14 protein-coding genes are annotated in these 19,071 nt (G+C 71.9%); 9 read left to right on the top strand and 5 right to left on the bottom strand.

The window, feature by feature from the left end:
- Positions 1-8 precede the first annotated feature (8 nt).
- The 6 genes from AB0I71_RS22010 (at position 9) to AB0I71_RS21985 (ending at position 8,769) form a co-directional block, all read left to right on the top strand.
- Positions 9-1,619: a DHA2 family efflux MFS transporter permease subunit gene (locus tag AB0I71_RS22010; protein WP_357587415.1), complete on the top strand. Its 1,611-nt coding sequence runs from the start codon at positions 9-11 to the stop codon at positions 1,617-1,619.
- A gap of 528 nt (positions 1,620-2,147) precedes the next feature.
- Positions 2,148-3,509, top strand: a complete 1,362-nt coding sequence (locus AB0I71_RS22005) for an AAA domain-containing protein (RefSeq protein ID WP_357587502.1) — start codon at positions 2,148-2,150, stop codon at positions 3,507-3,509.
- A 146-nt stretch (positions 3,510-3,655) separates the two neighbouring features.
- Positions 3,656-4,318, top strand: a complete 663-nt coding sequence (locus AB0I71_RS22000) for a hypothetical protein (protein ID WP_357587413.1) — start codon at positions 3,656-3,658, stop codon at positions 4,316-4,318.
- A 19-nt stretch (positions 4,319-4,337) separates the two neighbouring features.
- Positions 4,338-4,598 carry a hypothetical protein gene (locus tag AB0I71_RS21995; RefSeq protein ID WP_357587411.1) on the top strand — a complete coding sequence of 87 codons (261 nt, stop codon included), beginning with the start codon at positions 4,338-4,340 and terminating at the stop codon, positions 4,596-4,598.
- A 146-nt stretch (positions 4,599-4,744) separates the two neighbouring features.
- Positions 4,745-5,110, top strand: coding sequence for a hypothetical protein (locus tag AB0I71_RS21990; protein WP_357587409.1), 366 nt, complete (start codon positions 4,745-4,747; stop codon positions 5,108-5,110).
- A 47-nt stretch (positions 5,111-5,157) separates the two neighbouring features.
- The gene (locus tag AB0I71_RS21985) at positions 5,158-8,769 is read left to right on the top strand and encodes an AAA family ATPase (protein WP_357587407.1); all 3,612 of its coding nucleotides are present in this window, start codon (positions 5,158-5,160) and stop codon (positions 8,767-8,769) included.
- A 112-nt stretch (positions 8,770-8,881) separates the two neighbouring features.
- Here the strand turns inward: AB0I71_RS21985 and AB0I71_RS21980 are convergent, their stop codons facing one another.
- The 3 genes from AB0I71_RS21980 to AB0I71_RS21970 form a co-directional block, all read right to left on the bottom strand.
- Complete coding sequence (locus tag AB0I71_RS21980; RefSeq protein ID WP_357587405.1) at positions 8,882-9,739, bottom strand: ABC transporter permease; 858 nt, start codon at positions 9,737-9,739, stop codon at positions 8,882-8,884.
- Positions 9,736-10,752: an ATP-binding cassette domain-containing protein gene (locus tag AB0I71_RS21975; RefSeq protein WP_357587403.1), complete on the bottom strand. Its 1,017-nt coding sequence runs from the start codon at positions 10,750-10,752 to the stop codon at positions 9,736-9,738. Before AB0I71_RS21975 ends, AB0I71_RS21980 begins: the two co-directional genes overlap by 4 nt.
- Positions 10,753-11,022: 270 nt before the next feature.
- Positions 11,023-12,009 (bottom strand): aldo/keto reductase, encoded by a 987-nt coding sequence (locus tag AB0I71_RS21970; protein WP_357587401.1) that lies wholly within the window; start codon positions 12,007-12,009, stop codon positions 11,023-11,025.
- A 246-nt stretch (positions 12,010-12,255) separates the two neighbouring features.
- On the opposite strand from AB0I71_RS21970, the gene AB0I71_RS21965 reads away from it, so the two are divergent.
- Positions 12,256-15,432, top strand: a complete 3,177-nt coding sequence (locus AB0I71_RS21965; RefSeq protein ID WP_357587399.1) for an NACHT domain-containing protein — start codon at positions 12,256-12,258, stop codon at positions 15,430-15,432.
- Positions 15,433-15,443: 11 nt separating this feature from the next.
- On the opposite strand, the gene AB0I71_RS21960 is transcribed toward AB0I71_RS21965, so the two are convergent.
- Together AB0I71_RS21960 and AB0I71_RS21955 are read right to left on the bottom strand one after the other, a co-directional pair.
- Positions 15,444-15,674, bottom strand: coding sequence for a Rho termination factor N-terminal domain-containing protein (locus AB0I71_RS21960; RefSeq protein ID WP_357587397.1), 231 nt, complete (start codon positions 15,672-15,674; stop codon positions 15,444-15,446).
- A gap of 76 nt (positions 15,675-15,750) precedes the next feature.
- Entirely contained in the window at positions 15,751-16,683 is a 933-nt protein-coding gene (locus AB0I71_RS21955) for an AAA family ATPase (protein WP_357587395.1), read from the bottom strand.
- A 100-nt stretch (positions 16,684-16,783) separates the two neighbouring features.
- Between AB0I71_RS21955 and AB0I71_RS21950 the strand changes: the two genes are divergently transcribed.
- A complete protein-coding gene (locus tag AB0I71_RS21950; protein ID WP_357587393.1) occupies positions 16,784-17,287 on the top strand; it encodes a helix-turn-helix domain-containing protein in 504 nt (167 codons plus the stop codon).
- 88 nt (positions 17,288-17,375) lie between these two features.
- A complete protein-coding gene (locus AB0I71_RS21945) occupies positions 17,376-18,848 on the top strand; it encodes a serine hydrolase domain-containing protein (protein ID WP_357587391.1) in 1,473 nt (490 codons plus the stop codon).
- Positions 18,849-19,071 lie beyond the last annotated feature (223 nt).

Genomic DNA, 19,071 nt, shown 5'->3' with positions numbered 1-19,071 from the left:
GAGACCTCGTGACACAGCAATCTGTCGCGGCACCGCAGCCTGTCCCGACCTCGGACAAGCTCGACGCCGCGGTGCTCAAGGTGGCCGGCGTCGTCGTGCTCGGTGCGCTCATGTCGATCCTCGACGTGACGGTGGTAAGCGTCGCCCTGCCGACGTTCCAGAGCGAGTTCGACGCCTCGTACGCCCGCGTCGCCTGGACGATGACCGGCTACACGCTCGCCCTGGCCACGGTCATTCCGCTCAGCGGATGGGCCGCCGACCGGTTCGGCACCAAACGCCTCTACATGATGGCCCTGGCGCTGTTCACCATCGGCTCCGGCCTGTGCGCCACCGCCGACACGATCGGCGAGTTGATCACCTACCGGGTGTTGCAGGGTCTCGGCGGCGGCATGCTCATGCCGATCGGCATGGCGATCATGACCCGGGCGGCCGGGCCGAACCGGATCGGCCGGCTGATGGCCGTGCTCGGCATCCCGATGTTGCTCGGCCCGATCGGCGGCCCGATCCTGGGCGGTTGGCTGATCGACGTGGCGAGCTGGCACTGGATCTTCCTGATCAACCTGCCGATCGGCGTCGTCGCCCTGGTCTACGCCCAGCTGGCCCTGCCGAAGGACAGCCCGCAGCCCTCCGAGTCGTTCGACTTCCTCGGCATGCTGATGCTCTCGCCGGGTCTCGCCCTGTTCCTGTACGGCGTCTCCACGCTGCCCGAGGCCGGCACCTTCGCCGACTCTGAGGTGTGGGGACCGATGCTGATCGGTGCCGTACTCGTGGTGGCGTTCGTCCTCTACTCGTTCAAGCCCCAGCATCCGCTGCTCGACCTGCGACTGTTCCGCAACCGCAGGCTGACCATCGCGGCGCTGACCATGTTCGTCTTCATCATCGCCTTCATGGGCGCCGGGCTGCTGTTCCCGAGCTACTTCCTCCAGGTGCGCGGTGAGTCGACGCTGCACGCCGGCCTGCTGATGGCCCCGCAGGGCATCGGCGCCATGGTCACCATGCCGATCGCCGGCATGCTCGCCGACAAGGTGCCGGTCGGCCGGACGGTGCCGTTCGCGCTGCTGCTCATCCTCGCCGGGTTCTTCACCTTCACCCAGCTCGACGCGGACACCTCCTACGTGCTGCTCTGCGGCTCACTGTTCGTGATGGGCCTGGGCATGGGCGGCACGATGATGCCGATCATGACCTCGGCGCTGAAGACGCTCACCGGGCACGAGGTGGCCCGAGGGTCCACGCTTGTGAACATCCTCCAGCAGATCGGCGGTTCCGTCGGAGCTGCGGTGATGTCGGTGATCCTCACCAACGAGCTGAACGGCTCCCGGCCGATCCCCGGCCTCACCGACGAGAGCGGCAACCCGGTCACCGAGGCCGGCCTGGCGATCGCCGCCCAGCAGCGGCCGGAGCTGGCGCAGCAGCTTCCCGACCCCGGGCTCATCGAGCGTGGGCTGGACTTCGCCGCCAACTCCTTCGCCACCACCTTCTGGGTGGCGTTCGCCCTGGTGGCGGCGACGTTCATCCCGGCTGCGTTCCTGCCCAGGCGGCGGGAACGGTCGCACCTGCTCGACGATCAGCCCGGAGACCAGCCGGGCGACCAGCCGAAGACCCCGGTCATCGTCCACTGACCGCTCCGCCGCGTCTCGGCGTCGCCGGCCCACTCGGGCCTGCTCCGCCCAGGCTCCGGCGTGCTCCGCTTCGGCGTCGGCGTGCTCCTTCTCGCCGTTGCTGCCCGCACCTTGCGGCATGTCGGGGCCTCCCGTGCCCGGGAAAGCCCGACATGCTGTATCTCGTGTCGGGTGGCAGCTGCTGTTGGGCGCGGGCGTGCCGTTGCGGGTGAGCCTGTGCGAGGGGGACCGGGGTCGAGGGGGACAGGCTCTCCGCGTCGCGGATTGCGGGATGTCGGGGCTTCCCGAAAGCCGGAAGGCCCGACATGCCGCATCCGACGGTCGCGGACCGACGGCGGCGGCGTCCCGGGGAGAACATCAGCCGTAGCGGTCGTGGGTACGCAGCACCGCCGGGTGGGGGGTGGCGACCCGGGCCGGGCTGGCCGGTGTCCGTCGCCGGGAGGCAGACGTGAGGGCGGGCGCGCGTGAGGGCGGGCGCGGAACGAGGCAGCTGGCGGTAGGGTGCGGCCGGTGGGGCAGATGGGATTGATGCCGGAGCTGGCGGTGACCCCGGAACTGGCGCTGACGCCGGAGCTGGCGGTGCCGCCGGCGGTCGAGGCCGAGCGCGTGATCACCGGCGTGCTGGCCGACCTGTGTTCGGGCGAGCACCGGGGCGTGGTGGTCGACTCGCCGCCGGGGGCCGGCAAGTCGACCCTGGTGGTACGGGCCGCCATCGAGCTGGCGGGTACCGGCGAGCCGCTGATGATCATTGCGCAGACCAACGAGCAGGTCGACGACCTGATCGACCGGCTCGCCACGAAGGCTCCGCAGCTGAATCTCGGTCGGCTCTCCGCGGGCGACTACCAGGCGTCGCCCCGGGTGCGGGCGCACCCACAGGTCCGGGTCGCCGCGAAGGTCAGCGACCTGGCCGCCTCGGCCGTGGTCATCGGTACGGCCGCCAAGTGGGCCACTGTCGCCGAGGGCTGCTGGCCGTGGGCGATCGTGGACGAGGCGTACCAGATGCGCTCGGACGCCCTGCTGCGCGTGGCCGGCAGGTTCGAACGGGCCCTGTTCGTGGGTGATCCGGGGCAGCTCGACCCGTTTTCCACTGTGGACACCGGCCGGTGGGCGGGGTTGACCTGGGATCCGATGCAGTCGGCGGTGGCGGTGCTGCTGCGGCACAACCCGCACCTGCCGGTGCACCGGCTACCGGTCTCCTGGCGGCTGCCGGCCTCGGCGGCCCCGGTCGTGTCCCGGGCGTTCTACCCGTTCACCGGCTTCCGCGCCGGCACCGGCCCGGTCGACCGGGCCCTGCACCTCACCGGTTCCGGGCCGGGTGACGCCGTCGACCGGGCTGTGGAGTCGGCCGTCGCCACCGGCTGGGCGCTGTACGAGCTGCCGGCCCGGCACACCCTGCGTACCGACGGGGAGGCCGCCGCCGCGTGTGCCGCGCTCGCGCTGCGGGTGCTGCGGCGCGGTGCGGTCGCGGTCTGCGAGCAGGCGCCCGGCGGCGCGCCGGTCACCGCGGACCGGATCGCCGTCGGTGCCGCCCACCGCGACCAGGTCGCGGTGATCCGCGCGCAACTCGGCGAGGCCGGCGCGGACGTCACCGTCGACACCGCCAACCGCCTTCAGGGCCGGGAGTACGACGTGACGATCGTGCTGCACCCGCTCTCCGGTCGACGGGACGCCACCGCCTTCCACCTGGAGTCGGGGCGGCTCTGCGTGCTCACCTCCCGACACCGGCAGGCCTGCCTGGTGGTGGCCCGCGCCGGCATCGGCGAACTGCTGGACGCCCACCCCTCGACCGAGGCACCGCAACTGGACGTGCCGGTGCGGTTCCCCGACGGCTGGGAGGCCAACCAGGCCATCCTCGCCCACCTCGCCACGGTGGCCCAGCCGCTGCGTTGACCAGTACCGACGGCATGCAGGATGAACGAATTCACGCCGTCGTCGATCACCGGGATTCATGTCGGCGTCCCGATACAAGGGCGATTCAGATGATCTGTCGCCGTCTATAGCGTGGGATGCCTGAGGCCGTCGGAGAAAGGCGGACCATGTCATCCCCATCTGTTTCGTTGTCCCGGCGCGGGCTGCTCGCCGGCACCGCGGTCGCCTCGGCCGCAGCCGTGACCGCAACCGTCGCCACCTCACCCGCCGCAGCGGCCGTCCCGGTCCAGGCGGCAGCATCGGCGGTCACCCACGACGGGATCGCCACCGCACGACTGGCCGCCCCGGCGGCCCTGCAACCGGACCTGCACGAGCGGCTGGGCGCCTGGTTGGCGTTCTGGTCGGCGAATTCGCCGCGTCGGTGGAGCGTCCCCACCGAGGTGGTCGGCGTGGCCGACTCCGCCGGGACGGCGTTCACCCTGCGGGCCGTCCGGGTCGTGGTGGACGACCGGCCACTTGACGCGTTCCTCGCCGGCCGCGCCGACCACGCGCACCTGGGCACCCTGGCCAGCCTGCATCACCACTTCGGGCAGGTGACGGTCGCCGCCGACGGCGGGCTGCGCGTGGTCGACGGCGCGGCCGGGTTCACCGGGTCACCCGAGCAGGTCGCGTTCGCGGTGGCGGCGTGCCGCGAGCTGTGGGGCGTGCGTACCGCTGGTGCCACCACGTGGCGTCATCAGGTGGGCCGTCCCGATGCCGCCTCCCGGTCCGGCTGGGCGGCCTTCACCAGGGCGGCCCTGCGGCGTGGGCTGCGTACCGACACCTACTGAACGAACCGGAGGAAACACCATGGCACGCCACGAGTTCCGTTTCGTGGTCGACGGCGTCGACCTCACAACCGAGCAGCAGAGCCAGATCGCCGCCGAGATCCAGAAGGCCGGCCTGGCCGCGCTCTCGGTCGCCGGCACCAAGCTCAGCAACCCGATCGCCCTCGGCCACGCCAACCTGCGGTTGCGGCCCGAGTGGTACGGCCTGTGGGTGATCGACGGCCCGTTCGCCCAGGACCTCGGCCAGAAGATCAACGACATCGGCTTCTGGTTGCAGAAGTGATCCGACCGTCGGAGGGACCGGCCGCGACGCGGCGGCCGGTCGTGCCGGAGGAGCCGGCCCGGCCACCAGGTCCGGCGCCGGCCCCTGCGGGCGAGGAGCCGGTCCCGTCGTCAGGGCCAGCCACGTCGTCGGGGCCGGCGGAGCGGATGTGCCCGAGTACGCCCGCGTCCAACGCCACCGTCTTCCTCGGCATGATCACTCCGGCGGGCCGGGTCGCGTACGTGACCCCGGCGCTGCCCGCCGAGGTGGCCGTCGCCGCGGCGGCGGAGGCGGACGCCCCGGTGGAGGCGCGCTACCGACTCGCCGGACCCTGCGTCACCAGCCGGTGCGGCTTCTGGACCGGTGAGCACTGCGGGCTCGGTGAACGCCTCGTCGCGTCGTACGCGCAGACCCTCGGCGAACCGGAGGTGGAACTGCCCCGCTGCGCCATCAGGCGCACCTGCCGCTGGTTCGCCGAGCAGGGTCCGGCTGCCTGCGCCGCCTGCGCTCACGTGGTCACCGACGCCCGCTGAGCCGCGACGGCACGGCGTGTCGGCCCGGTCGGCTACCGTCGGTTGCCATGAGGGCGCAGGCGGGCGGATTCATGATCGGGCGGGATCATCCGGCCGGTCTGTTGCGGGCCGAGGTCGACCGGGCCACCGCCAGCCACGGCGGCCTGGTCCTGGTCGCCGGGGAACCCGGCATCGGCAAGACGACACTTGTGACCGCCGCCGCCGACGAGGCCCGCCGGCACGGCGCGCTGGTGCTCGGCGGTGCCTGCTGGGACTCGGCGAGCGCCCCTGGCTACTGGCCCTGGACGCAGGTGCTGCGCCGGCTGCGCCGGTCGCCGGAGGACTGGGCGGTGGCTCGGGAGTCCGCCGAGCCGGCGCTCGCCCTGCTGCTCGGCGAGGCGAGTTCGCTGGTGCCGGCCGCCGTCCACGGTGAGGGCAGCGTCCTGACGCCGGGCCTTGGCGAGAGCGACGCGGCCGAGCAGGAGGCGTTCGCCCTGTACGACGCCGTCACCACCGCTCTGGTCGCCGTCTCGCAGCGCCGGCCGGTCATGGTGATCCTCGACGACCTGCACTGGGCCGACGCGGCGTCGATGCGGCTGCTGCGGTTCGCCGCCCAGCACACCTGGTTCGAGCGGCTGCTGCTCGTCGGCACGTACCGCGACGCCGAGGTGGAAGCCGCCGACCACCCGCTGCGGCCGCTGCTGATGTCGCTGGTGGCCAAGGCCACCACGATCAGCCTCACCGGCCTGGCCCGGGACGAGGTCGGCGCGCTGATGGCCCGCACCGCCGGGCGGGAACCGGATGCGAACTGCGTCGACGATGTGCACCGGCGCACCGGCGGCAACCCCTTCTTCGTGGAGCAGACCGCCCGGCTGTGGCACGCCGACGGCGCGCTCGCCACCATCCCGCCAGGTGTACGGGAGGTGGTGCGGCGGCGGCTGGACCACCTGCCCGCCATGGTGACCGATTCACTCACCCTCGCCGCCGTGCTGGGGCGGGAGTTCCACGGTGAGGTTCTGGCGGCAAGTGTCGGTCTGCCGCCGACCCGGGTCGGTGAGTTGCTGGACGTCGCGGTCACCGCGCGACTGCTGCTCAGCCTGGGCGACGGTCGGTACGCCTTCGTGCATGATCTGGTCCGCGAGACGCTCTACGACGCGCTGACCGATGACGACCGCAGCGCTCGGCACGCCGCCGTGGTGCGGGCCGTCGACGAGCACGAGACCCTGGACCAGTTGCTGATCCCCGCCGACGTGGCCCGCCACGCCTGGCTGGCCGGCGCGCATCTGGACGCGTCCCGCGTCACCGAGTTGCTGATCGAGGCCGCGCGGGACGCCAGGTGCCGGCTGGCGCTTGAGGAGTCCACCGTGCATCTCCGGCGGGCGCTGGAGGTGGTGCGGGACGACCTCCAACAGGTCAAGATCATGACGGCGTTGACCGATCAGCTCTTCCACTGTGGTGACCGGGAGGAGGCGCGCCAGCTGCTCAGCGACGCTACGGCGCTGGCCCTGACCGTGGACGACCATGCGACGCTGGCCCGGTTCGCGCTCAACGTGCGTCGCCACTGGCAGCTCGAACCGGTACCCGGCATCGACGGGGAGGCGCTGCTGCGAGAGGCGTACCGACGGCTCATCGGCGAACCCGACGACAGCGTCGGACCGGCAGTCCTCGAAGCGGACCTGATGACCGCCACCGAGACGCTCGCCCGGTCGACGCGGGACGACGAGGCGCTCACCTTCAGCCTGTGGGCACGCCACGATTCGACCTGGGGGCTGGGCACCGCCCCCGAACGGGCCGCCCTCACCGGCGAGATCCGCGACGTCGCGCGCCGCAACGGCGACCGGGAGACAGAGCTGTGGTCCACCTCCCTGCGCTGGGTCGCGCTGCTGGAACTCGGTGACCCGCACTACCTCGACGAACTCACCGCCTTCGTCAGAGGTGGACGCCAGACCGGCAAGCCCCGGCACCGGATGGCGGCGGCCATCGACGGCGGCATCATCGGCGCCTTCCGAGGCGACTTCGCCGGTGCTGATGCCTCCTACCGCGAGCTTGGTGAGCTGGACGAGTGGGAACACTCGGACCACGCCTTCCTCGGCCACCACCTGCGGTGGGCGTTGCTGCTGCTGCGGGGCCAGCTTGACGACGCGGACGCACTGCTCGACGGGCTCACCACTGCCGATCATCCGCATCTCGACCTGCTGCGGGCGATCACCGCCGCCGAACACGGTGACCACCGCACCGCGACAGATCTCGTCGCGGAACTGGAAGCCAGGGGTACCCGGTTCGCCGGGTCGATCTCGCCGATGTGGCTGCGGGCGCGTGCCCAGGCTACGGTCGCCGACCCGAGCCGCTGCGCCGAAGCTCGTCAGGCCCTGCTGCCGTACCGGGGTCAGTGGCTCGTGTCGCTGTACGGCTGTGACCTCAGTGGCCCGGTGGACCATTGGCTCGCCGTGATCGACGCCGCCGAGCAGCGCTGGGACGACGCCGTCGCCGGTTACTCGGCCGCCCGCGCCGCCGCTGACCGGATGGGTGCCCGCCCCTGGTCGCTGATCGCCCGGGCCGCGCTCGCCGACGCCCTGACCGCCCGGGGCGGCCCAGGCGACGCTACGAGCGCCGCCGCCCTGTGTGCCGATGTCGAGCGGGAGGCCAGGGAACTCGACATGCCGCAGGTCCTGGCCCGGCTCGCCGCCGGCGGATCGGCCCTGTCGGTCACCGAGGCACCCGAGCGGTCGGTCGGGGCAAGCCCGGCGGGTTCGACCCTGGCCGGCGGGGCGACGACCGGCACAGGGCCGGCGGGCCCAGCGGCGGCTGGCGGGGTGGCAGCTGCCTCTGCGGCAGCCGGCTCGTGGGCTGCGGGCTCTGCGGCGGCTGGTGCGGAGGCGGGCGCGGCGACGAGTACCGCGGCGGCGGGTTCGGCGGCTGGCTCCGCGGCGGCTGACTGGGGGGCGGCAGGCTCTGCGGCGGCTGGTGCGGAGGCGGATGCGGCTGCGGGGTCGGCGGCTGGCTCCGCGGTGGCCGGCTCGGGGGCGGTGGGCTCTGCGGCGGCGGGCTTGGCTGGTGAGGCGGCGGGAGCGGTCACAGCCGGGCGGGTGTCGGGCGCGTCGGCGGCGGCCGGGAACGGTGGGGCGGTGGGACCGGCGTACGAGTTCCGGCGCGACGGTGCCGTCTGGCGACTCACCTTCGACGGCAGCACAGTTCATCTGCCCGACGCCAAGGGGCTGCACGACCTGCGCCTGCTGCTCGGCCGCCCCGGAGTCGACGTGCCCGTGGTCGAACTGCTCGACCCGGCCGCCGGGCCGGAGCTCGTCGCCGCCCGTCGGATGGGCGGTGACCAGGTGCTCGACGACGAGGCGAAGAACCGCTACCGGCGCCACCTGGAACGGCTTGACGACGAGATCGATCTGGCGGCCGGACGCGGCGACGAGGCCAGAGTGTCGGCGCTGGACACCGAACGGCAGGCGCTTATCGACCAGTTGCGGGCCGCTGCCGGGCTGGCCGGACGTACCCGTCGACTCGGTGACGAAGCGGAACGGGCCCGCAAGACGGTCACCGCCCGCATTCGCGACACCCTGCGACGCCTCGATCAGCGGCACCCTCCGCTCGCCGCCCACCTGCGCGGCACGGTCTCCACCGGCGCCGCCTGCCGCTACCTCCCACCCACCCCCCTCCCCTGGCACCTCTAACCCAACCCCACCCAACCCCCGCTCCCGGATTGGTTGATCATGAGGTTAGCGGCGTATTCGATCTCTATAAGTGCCGCTAACCTCATGATCAACGGGGTGGGGACGGGGTGGGTTAGCGGCGGTTGTAGCGGTGCATGGTCAGCGTGCCGAAGACGACGATGAAGGCGGCGCTCCAGAGCACGATCCACATCATCGCCGAGGCGTCCGTCGTGCCGGCCATCGCGGCGCGTACCGATGACACCAGGTGCGTGATCGGGTTGGCCTTGACGAACGCCTGGAGCCAGCCGGGCATTGTGGACGGGTCGACGAAGACGTTGCTCAGGAAGGTCAGCGGGAACAGCACCATCATGCTGACCCCCATCACCGACTTCTCACTGCGCAGGATCAGCCCGAAGAACGTCCAGACCCAGGAGAACGCGAAGGAGAAGACCACAAGCAGGCCGATGCCGGCGAGGACGCCGAGCACGCCGCCGTCGGGGCGGAAGCCGAGCACCAGCCCGACGGTCAGGATCACCACCGCGGCCAGGACGTAGCGCAGCACGTCGCCGACGATCATGCCGACCAGCGCGGCGGGTCGCCACACCGGCAGCGTCCGGAACCTGTCGAAGACGCCCTTCTCGATGTCGGTGTTCAACCCGACACCCGTGTACATGGTGATCATCACGACGCTTGTCACCATGATGCCCGGCAGGAAGAACTGCAGGTAGTCACGAGGACTGTCGGCGAGCGCGCCACCGAACAGGTACGTGAACATCAGCACCATGATGATCGGGAACGCGGTCACGTCGAACAGCTGCTCCGGCACATGCTTGATCTTCAGCAGGGCACGCCAGCTGAAGGTCAGTGACGCCGACAGCGGGCTCGGCCGGGGCGGTCGCGCGCCCGGTGCGAGGACCGTCGCGAGCGCTTCGGACGAGGGTACGAAGACGGTCGGTGCCCGGCCGGTCGAGGTGGCGGTGTCGCTGCTCATCGGGCTGCCTCCAGCTCGTCGTCCCGCTCGTCGGTGGCCGGTACGGCGGGGTGGTCGGTCAGGGCCAGGAAGACCTCGTCCAGGCTCGGCTGGCCGAGGGAGAAGTCGTCGACCACGATCCCGGCCCGGGACAGCTCGCCAAGTGCCCGGGCGGCCTGCGCGCTGGCGTCCAGTTCACTGCCGTCGCCGCCGACGCGGGCGGTGATCGCCACCGGGTCGGCCTCCAACTGCACCGGCACGCTCAGCGTGGCCTGCAACACCCGCTCGGCCTCGGGCCGCTGCTCCGCGTCGCGCAGCCGCAGGTGGACCGTGCCGGAACCGACCGACGACTTCAACTCGCCCGGGGTGCCCTCCGCGATCACCCGGCCGTGGTCGACCACCGCGATCCGGCTGGCCAGCTTGTCGGCCTCGTCGAGGTACTGCGTGGTCAGCAGCACTGTCGTGCCGTGCGCGACCACCGCCCGGACGATCTCCCACACCTGGTTACGGCTGCGCGGATCCAACCCCGTCGTCGGTTCGTCGAGGAACAGCAGGTCGGGGGTGTTGAGAATGCTCGCCGCGATGTCGATGCGTCGCCGCATGCCACCCGAGTACTTCTTCACCTGCCGTCCCGCCGCCTCGGTCAGCCCGAACGCGGCCAGCAGCTGCTCCGCCCGTTGCCGGGCGGCGGCCTTGGGTAGCCCGAGCAGCCGACCCAGCAGGATGAGGTTCTCCGTGCCGGTCAGGTCCTCGTCAACCGAGGCGTACTGGCCGGTCAGGCTGACCCGGGAGCGGACCGCGTCGGCCTCGGTGACCACGTCGTGACCGAACACCCGGGCCTGCCCGCCGTCCGGGCGCAGCAGCGTGGCCAGTACGCGTACCGCTGTGGTCTTGCCGGCGCCGTTCGGACCGAGCAGCCCGTACACGGCGCCGGCCGGAACCTGGAGGTCGAGGCCGGCGAGTGCGCGGGTCTCCCCGAACGACCGGGTCAGACCCTCGGCCTCGATGGCGAGGCCGGTGGTGCGTCTACTCATGATTGCGAAGTGTCCTTCCATTCGTCACGCCTGTGAGCCGGGCCGCCGCGACCCGGCGCCCCACCACATCCCACGGGTACGACAGAATGCGCCCTTCCCGTGGCCACCCGCCAGCTTCAACGACGACGGCGGGCGGGAGTGGTCGGCTCACCTCACAGGCGCGAGACGGCGGACAGCCGCCGCTAGATCAGATCTAGCGGCGGCTGTCCCGACACCATCCTGTCGGCAGTGATCCGGGCCGTGGCCGGCCCGGCACGCTGCCGGCCCCCGTCACCAGGCGGTGTCGAGCCGGTGCCGTTGCTCGGGCGTCAGCTCCAGGTCCACGGCGGCGAGGCTCTCGTCCAACTGCGCCACCGAGGAGACTCCCACCAGCGGGATGGTGGGGATCTCACCGTCGATCAGCCAGGCCAGCACCACCTGGTTGACAGTCGCTCCGGTCTGCTCCGCGACCTCCCGCAGCGCGGCCAGCCGCACCGGCACGCTCGGCAGGTCGTGATCGGGTCCCAGGGGCTTGTCCGGCCGGACGTAGGCGCCCCACAGCAGTGACCCGTACGACACCAGGGTCAGGCCGGGCTCGGCCCGCAGGTAGCTGGTCAGCTCGCCGCCGACCGCGCCCACGTTGCCGTCGGGGTCGAGGTCGGTCGGCCCGTCCAGGCGGGCCGGCAGGTAGCTGCGGTGGTACTGGAGCACCTCGTACCCGGGCAGGCCGGTCGCGGCGGCCAGCGCTCGGGCCCGCTCCACCCGCCAGGTGCGGTGGTTGCTCGCGCCGAGCAGCCCGACCGTGCCCTCGGCGACCAGTTCGGCGAAGCCCTCCACGGTCTCCCGGACCGGCACCTCGTGGTCCTCGATGTGGGCGTAGAGCAGGTCCAGCCGGTCCACGCCGAGGCGTTCCCGGCTGCGTTCCGCGGACTCCCGGATCACCTTGGCCGACAGCCCCTCGCGATTGTCGACATAGCTGGTGCCGGGGGCCAGCGGTCGCGCGCCGAGCTTCGTGGCGATGACGATCTCGTCGCCGATGCCCCGGCTGCGCCGCCACCGGCCGAGCAGGTTCTCGCTGTCGCCGCCCTGCCCGCCGGTCATCCAGAACGCGTAGTTGTTCGACGTGTCGATGAAGGTGCCGCCGGCCTCGACGAACCGGTCCAGGATCGCGTACGAGGTGGCCTCGTCGGTCTTCGTGCCGAACAGCATCGCGCCGAGGCTGAGCACGCTGACCTCGCGCCGAGTACGCGGGTCACTGCCGATCGTGCGGTACCGCATGGAAACTCCTCTCCTGCGTCCGAACGACGTGGACGCGGCACCAGCCTGCGTCTTCGAGCGCACTCGAGGTCAACCCCGGAGGACGCGGTCGATCCGGGACCACCGTGCGGTCCGATCCGCGACCCGGGTGACCTGTCTCACTCGTCCGAAGGTCCATCGCCTGCGGCACCTGAGCCCGGTGCGGGCCGGCAGTCCCACCCATACGGTGTGTTCCTGTCCGCTCTCACTGAGTAGAGGAGTCGCCTCGTGCCACAGCTGCCGGACCTGCCCTTCGGCGTGGAGTACGCGGCAGTCGGGGTCTTCCTGTTGGCGGTGCTCGTCGCGGTGATCCAGCAGTTCTTCGCCGACTGGGTCAAAGCCCTGCTGGCCCGGCTCTGGGGCCTCGTCGCCGGCCGGCGACGAAGCATCCGGGCCGACGAGTGGCGCCGCTACCGTGCCTGGGTCGCCCGCACCTACAACCGGATGGAACTCGGCTTTCTCCAGGATGTCTCGGTCACGCTTGACGAGGTGTACGTGCCGTTGGAGTACGAGCAGGACGGCCGGCGGGTCGACATCTACCGCGACGTCCAGGGCCGCCGCCGCACGGTGATCCTCGGCGCGGCGGGGGCGGGCAAGTCGATGCTGCTGCGGCACTCGATGGTGCGCTGGGCGGCGGCGCCCGAGCGGTTCGACCGGGTACCGGTGCTCGTCGAACTCGCCCGGTCCAACCGGGACGGACGTACGATCCGGCAACTTATCGCGGAGGCCCTCGGCCGGCTCGACGACGAACCGGAGAGTCGCCGCCGCCGGCCCCGCCCCGCCCCTCCGCTCGTCGCCGACGCGGAGCAGGTCGTCGAGGTGGCGCTGGCCCGTGGCCGGCTCTGTGTCTTCCTCGACGGGCTCGACGAGGTGGTCACCGAACGACGGGGCGCTGTCGCCGAGGACATCAAGGAGTTCGCCGAGCGTCATCCGACCACGCAGATCGTGGTGACCTGCCGCGACGCGGTCTACGACGGTGACCTGCGGCCGGTCTTCGACCGGGAGATCCGGGTGGCCGGCTTCGACGACGCCGGTATCCGGCACTTCCTGCGGCTCTGGTTCACCCGCCGCCCGGGCGCGGAGCAGCACACGCCCGGGCGGGAGCGCGACGAGGTGTCCGCCGATTCCCGGCACATCGTCGAGCAACTTCTGGCGGAACTGCGGTCGAGCCCGACGGTGATGAGGCTGGCTCGTAGCCCCCTGATGCTCACCATGATTAGCACGTTGTACGAGGCGGACGCCGGTGCCGGTCCGATGTTGACCAACTCGCGGGCGGAGTTCTACCAGCAGGCCGTCGAGCACCTGCTGCGCCGGGACCGGGATCTGGGCCGACACCGCAATCTGGCCCGCTACCAGGCCGGCCACAAGCTGATGGCGCTGCGGGCGGTCGCGCTGGCCGCCCAGGGCGGCCGGTCCCAGGGCACCGACCGCCGGGTGATCGGCGAGGCGGAGGTGTACGCCGAACTCGCCCGTATCCTGCCCCGGTTCCGCCTGGCCGAGGAGCACCTGCCGCGCATGGTCGACGAGATAGTGGAGCGCAGCGGGCTGTTGATCCGCATCGACGACAACAACCTGCTGTACGAGTTCGCCCACCTGACCTTGCAGGAGTACCTGGCGGCGGTGGAACTCGCGGACGACCCCGACCGGCTGCTCGGGCTCTACCGCGAGAACCCGGGCAGGTGGCGGGAAACGGTGAAGCTCTGGTGCGCCGGGGCCAACCGCGACGCCTCCGGTGTGGTCCGGCAGATCTTCGCCGGCGACAGCCGGGACCGGTTGCTCGCCCTGGAGTGCGTCGCCGAGGCCCGGCAGATCGACGAGAGCCTCGCCGCGGAGATCGTGGACAGCCACGTCCGGCTGCTCGGCACGCCGGTCCCCGACAAGCATCTGGTACTGGCGGCACTCGGCACGGTGGCCGGCAATCCGGGGCCGTTCGGCCAGCGGCTGTTCGGCAACCTGTCGCAGCAGGCACGGTCCGGCGGCCCGGTGGCCGAGGACGCCGTGGTGGTCCTCGCGGAGTCCCGCCGTCGCGAGGCGATCGAGTTGTTGAGCGAGATGGCGCTGCGGATAACGGCGGCCCGTACGGCGTTGCGGGCCACAGGTGAGCTGGCCATCCCGACCCTCGCGGCCCGGGCCGGTGCCGGCTCGGTGGCCGCCGTCGACGACCTGGCCGCCGTCGGCACTCCCGCCGCCGCGGTGGCCCTGGCGGAACTGCTGTGGGCGGACGACATGCAGGTCGCCGTACGGGCGGCGTGGCGACTGGCCGTCCTGGTCGGCGCGCCGGACGTGGAGAACGAACTCCGCACGTTCGACCCGGAGTCCGTTGAGGCCGCTGCGCTGGCGGCCAGGGTGGCGCGGTTGGCCGAGCGGCGGCCGGGACGGCTACCGGGCGCGGAGTGGTACGACTGGCTGTGGGCGCCCTTCGAGCCGGGTACCCCGATGGCCCGGACGATGGGTCGCCTCGGCTGGCTGATCCTCGAGTCGACGGAGGGCGCTCCGAGTGATCTCGGCGCGGTCGACGTGCGTCTCGCGGTCGGCCTCGTGGCGCGGCCCGGCGCGTTCGTCGCCGGCAAAGCGCCGAAGGAACTGACCGACGAGCTCAATCGCAAGGCGCACAACTTCGGCTACAAGCGGCTGCTCTCCGGTGCCTTCGGCACGTACGAGATCCGCGACATGCTCGACCTGGTGGCCCGGCGGGAGCCCGAGGCCGCGCGCGACCTGGCGGTGCAGGCGTTGCGGCCACGGGTGTCCGGTTGGCGGGCCGCGTTGCTGGCCCGGCTGCCCATGCCGGTGCTGACGGAGCTGGCCGGTCGACTGTGGACCGGTGGCGTGCTCGATGCCGACCTGCGGGACTGGCGGACGCTCAACGAGCGGCCCGAGGCACCCACGGTCCTGACCTTCCTACGCAACGTCGCCGTGACGCTCGGGGTGCTGGCCGGTGTGGCCCTGGTCGGCATCGCGATCACCCGATCAGTCGGCACGTGGATCGGCTGGTGGACGTGGGGGGCGAAGGACCTGGCTGCCCTCGTGCTGGTGTGCGCGATCGTCTTCGCCATCTCCTTCCTGGTCGCACTGTTCATGCCGGCCGACCACGACCTGCTGTGGGTGCCTGCCGTCGTCCTGATGCTCAGCGGGGCCGGGCTGGCGGGCACGGGAGCGCCTGTCGCGTTCGCCACGGTGGCCGGTTGGCTGGGCGTCAGCTACACGGTCGTGTCGGGTGTAGCGCTTGTGGGCGCGATCGTCCTGCTGGTGCGCTGGACCAGCCACCGGGAACGGGCGTTGCGCAACCCGTACCGGGCCCTGCTCGACCGGGCACCGACCGCCCGCACGGCCGAGCAGACCGTGATCGGCCGTCAGGCCACCGGTGGCAGCGGCCAGCCACGCCAGGCGGTGCGGACCGGCGGCTGAGCTGTGCCGGATCAGCGGCGGCGCAGCGCGGTGGAGGTGAGGCGGTAGCCGATGGTGTGCTCGACCAGCCGCTCGACCAGGTCCGCCTTGCGCAACCCACCGACGCCGCGCAACCCCAGCTCCGCGGCCAGCTCCCGCAGGTCGCGGAGCGGCCAGGGGGAGAGGTACGCGGTGCCGTCGGCGCGGCTGGTCATCGTCGCCAACTGCTCGACGGCACCGGTCGCGACGTCCCGGCTGCTCATGTCGGCCCTCCGCTTCGCTGCGGGCCGCCATGAGGCACCAACGCGCTGAGTTGATGATTCGCTCGCTGTCGCTCGCTCATGTCGGCTGTCGGTCCGGTTGAAGGTGGTCGAGGAACTCGGTGGCGAGGCGGCGCAGTTCGTCGCGTACGGCAGGCACCGTGACACGGTCGCGCAGCACCACCGGCACGCCGCGCGGGGTATTGGTCGCGTAGAGGGTGACGTTCTCCCGCAACGCGGTGGGAAAGACCGGCAGGCCCAGGTTGCGGACCTGGTCCATGTAGCTCTGGTGGGTGGCGATGGGTTGCTGCGACAGCAACTGGATCATGGTGAAGACCACGCCGGCCACGCCGGGGGCGACCTTCTGGTGCCGGCGTACGGTGGCGAACCGGCGGGCGTCGGCGTTGTACTGCTCGACCAGTTCCCGCACGTTGCCGTGCAGGTAGTCGATGCCCAGGGTGCTCAGGTAGTCGGCCCGGGCCGGGATGACCAGGTGGTCGCTGGCGATGATTGCCGACTGGGTGACCACGTTGAAGTTCGGCGGGCAGTCGATGAGGACCATGTCGTACGGGTCGAGCCCGTCGGCGAGCAGTCCCTCGGCGAGGGAACCACGGACCCGGAACAGTTCGGCGTCGTACTCCTCGCCACCGGCGACGCTGCGGGCCAAAGCCAGGTCGATGTCCACAAGTTGCAGATGTGACGCGATCAGGTCGAGGCGCCCGGCGCCGGTGAGCCGGGCGTTCGCCGGGCCGGGCGACACCACGAGGTCACCGAGCGTGACCGATGGGCTGCCGTCGCGCAGGCCGTCGTACCAGCGTTTCACAGTCCGGCTGTCGCGCAGCCGCTCCCGCCAGTCGTCCGGGTCGTAGAAGCCGAAGGTCAGGCTTGCCTGCGGGTCGAGGTCGATGAGCAGCACCTTCATCCCTCGGTTGGCCAGTTCGGCGCCGAGGTTGGCGGTCACCGTGGTCTTGCCGACCCCACCTTTGTAGTTGATCACGGACACGACGTACATCGACGTACCTCCCCAAGACGACTGACGGTAGCGGGCCGTCCCGCGGAAAGTCGATCATCCCGGGTTTGCACGTAACTACGTAAGTTCGTATTATCGAGGAATGGCGAACGTGGAGGAGCGGTTGGCGGCGCTGGAGGCGCAGGTCGCCGGGTTGGTCGAACGGCTCGCCGACGCGGACGAACCGACGCCGCCGCCGGAGGGGGTCCTCTGGGCGCTCGACGGGCTCAAGCAGCGGCTGCCCGCCGAAGGCTCCGGTGCCGTGCTCTACACCGGCACCGTCCGCCTCGCCGGGCAGCACTACGACTGGCAGTACGGCCGAGGCGTCGAGGACCTGCTGGCCGACGACTGGGCCGAGCTGCCGGCCGTCCTGTCCGCCCTGGCCCACCCGGTCCGCCTGCGGCTGCTGCGCGAGATCCTCGGCGGCCGGCAGGGCACCGCCGAGCTGGCCGGCATCGAGGACCTCGGCACCACCGGTCAACTGCACCACCACCTGCGTCAGCTCACCGCCGCCGGCTGGCTGCGCAGCGCCGGCCGGGGCCGGTACGCCATCCCCGCCGAACGGGTGGTGCCGTTGCTGGCGATCCTCACCGCCGCCGGTCGTTGACCACACCCCACCAACCGGCCGCGCCGGGTCACCACCGTGGCCAGCACGACGGCCGCCGTCGGCCCGGCAGGAACGGAAGGAGCACGTCATGCGTAAGACGCCAGTCATCGTCCTGGTCGCCGGGGTGGTCGCCGGCCTGGCCGGGCTCGGCATCATGCCCCGGGAACCCCGGCTGACCGCGCAGACCACCGGCGACGCCGACCTCGCCGCCGCCACCCGGGCCTCGGTGGACGACCCGGGCGGCTACCGGGGCCTCGCCGTCGCCCTGATCGACGGAGGCCAGATCCGCACCGCCGGCCTCGGTGACCGCGACCGGGCCGGCCACCCGGTCGAGTCGGACACCCCGTTCGAGATCGGATCGGTGCCCAAGGTGCTCACCGGCATGCTGCTGGCCCACCAGGCCGGTGCCGGCGCGGTACGCCCCGACGACACCCTCGGCGCGACCTGGCCGGCGGTCACCGGCGCCGCCCGCGAGGTGACCCTTGCCGAACTGGCCAGCCACCGTTCCGGGCTGCCCCGGGTCGTGCTCAGCTCGGTCAGCGACTGGGCTCGCACGATCTGGGCCAACTACGCGGCCGGCAACCCGTACGCCGGTCAGGACGTCGACCGGGTCCGCGCCGCCGCAAACGACCTGGCACCCGGCGACGGCCGGGGTGAGGTCGGCTACTCGAACCTCGGCATGGCGCTGCTCGGCCAGGCCCTCGCGGCCGAGGCCGGCCTCGGCTATCCCGAGCTGCTCGACCGGGAACTGCTGACCCCGCTGGGCATGACCGCGACCAGCCAGGTCACCGGCCCGGACGCGCTGCCCAGCGAGCGTGCGGAGGGCGCTGGTGGCAGTGGTCGTACCCCCGACCCGTGGGTCGGCACCGGATACGCCCCCGCGGGCATCGGTTACTGGTCCACGGCAGAGGATCTCGCGCGACTCGTCGCGGCCACCGCCGCCGGTACCGCACCCGGCGCCGACGCCCGCGACCCGCGCTTCGACGACACCGAGCGCACCCGCATCGGGTACGGCTGGTTCACCACCCGCTACGGCGACCGCGAGATCACCTGGCACAACGGTGCCACCAGTGGGTTCCACTCGTACGTCGGCTTCGACCGGGCCACCGGCCGCGGGGTGGTGGTGCTCGGCAACACCGACCGGGGTGTCGAGCCCATCGGATTGCGGCTGCTCGGAGTGCCCCGCGAGGAGGCCGGCACCGCCTCGCCGGGGCAGCCCACCTGGGTCGGAATCGGGATCGCGCTGCTGTTCACCTTCATCGGTGGCCTGTCCCTGCTCGGTACCGCGCTGCGCGCCGCGTCGGACCGGCTGACCGTCCTGTCAGGCGCCGTGTGGGCGCTTGTCTACCCGGCCCTCGGTCACCAACTCGGTGACTGGTCCGCCGTGCCCGGCTGGCTCTGGCCACTCGGAATCGCGGCCTCCGGTGCGGGGCTGGCCCTGGCCGCGTACCGCTGGCGAGCCCTGCCGGTGAACGGTGCGACCCGGCCGTGGCTGCGGGTGGCGGCGACGGCCGGCTCGTTGGCCGTCGCCGCGGCACTGACCGCCGCCCTGCTGTCCTGAGCGGCGACACGGGCCGGATCCCGCCGGGTCACGTATCGACGGGCGTAACGACCGAATGTCGCCGCGTATCGGCTGATCAGGCCCTGTGCGGTGGCATCGAGATGTATCAGGATGGCGGGACGTCCGGCGCACGGGGGTAGGGGAGCCGGACATCCATAGAGGAAGGACGTGGCACATCGTGGTGCCTTTCTCCGGCAGGAAAGTGCTCGCCGCCATCGCAGCC

It is taken from the genome of Micromonospora sp. NPDC049891 (genome assembly GCF_040660295.1).
Classification (GTDB): domain Bacteria; phylum Actinomycetota; class Actinomycetes; order Mycobacteriales; family Micromonosporaceae; genus Micromonospora.
Note: the sequence above shows the minus strand (reverse complement) of the source record. Positions and strands in the feature narration are given on the sequence as shown.

What these genes read in the sequence shown, in the direction of transcription:
- AB0I71_RS21985 (WP_357587407.1), top strand. Translation starts at nt 5,158, where the DNA reads ATGAGGGCGCAGGCGGGCGGATTCATGATCGGGCGGGATCATCCGGCC.
- AB0I71_RS21960 (WP_357587397.1), bottom strand. Translation starts at nt 15,674, where the DNA reads ATGAGCAGCCGGGACGTCGCGACCGGTGCCGTCGAGCAGTTGGCGACG.
- AB0I71_RS21955 (WP_357587395.1), bottom strand. Translation starts at nt 16,683, where the DNA reads ATGTACGTCGTGTCCGTGATCAACTACAAAGGTGGGGTCGGCAAGACC.
- AB0I71_RS21945 (WP_357587391.1), top strand. Translation starts at nt 17,376, where the DNA reads ATGCGTAAGACGCCAGTCATCGTCCTGGTCGCCGGGGTGGTCGCCGGC.
- AB0I71_RS22005 (WP_357587502.1), top strand. Translation starts at nt 2,148, where the DNA reads ATGCCGGAGCTGGCGGTGACCCCGGAACTGGCGCTGACGCCGGAGCTG.
- AB0I71_RS22000 (WP_357587413.1), top strand. Translation starts at nt 3,656, where the DNA reads ATGTCATCCCCATCTGTTTCGTTGTCCCGGCGCGGGCTGCTCGCCGGC.
- AB0I71_RS21975 (WP_357587403.1), bottom strand. Translation starts at nt 10,752, where the DNA reads ATGAGTAGACGCACCACCGGCCTCGCCATCGAGGCCGAGGGTCTGACC.
- AB0I71_RS21980 (WP_357587405.1), bottom strand. Translation starts at nt 9,739, where the DNA reads ATGAGCAGCGACACCGCCACCTCGACCGGCCGGGCACCGACCGTCTTC.
- AB0I71_RS21995 (WP_357587411.1), top strand. Translation starts at nt 4,338, where the DNA reads ATGGCACGCCACGAGTTCCGTTTCGTGGTCGACGGCGTCGACCTCACA.
- AB0I71_RS21990 (WP_357587409.1), top strand. Translation starts at nt 4,745, where the DNA reads ATGTGCCCGAGTACGCCCGCGTCCAACGCCACCGTCTTCCTCGGCATG.
- AB0I71_RS21970 (WP_357587401.1), bottom strand. Translation starts at nt 12,009, where the DNA reads ATGCGGTACCGCACGATCGGCAGTGACCCGCGTACTCGGCGCGAGGTC.
- AB0I71_RS21950 (WP_357587393.1), top strand. Translation starts at nt 16,784, where the DNA reads ATGGCGAACGTGGAGGAGCGGTTGGCGGCGCTGGAGGCGCAGGTCGCC.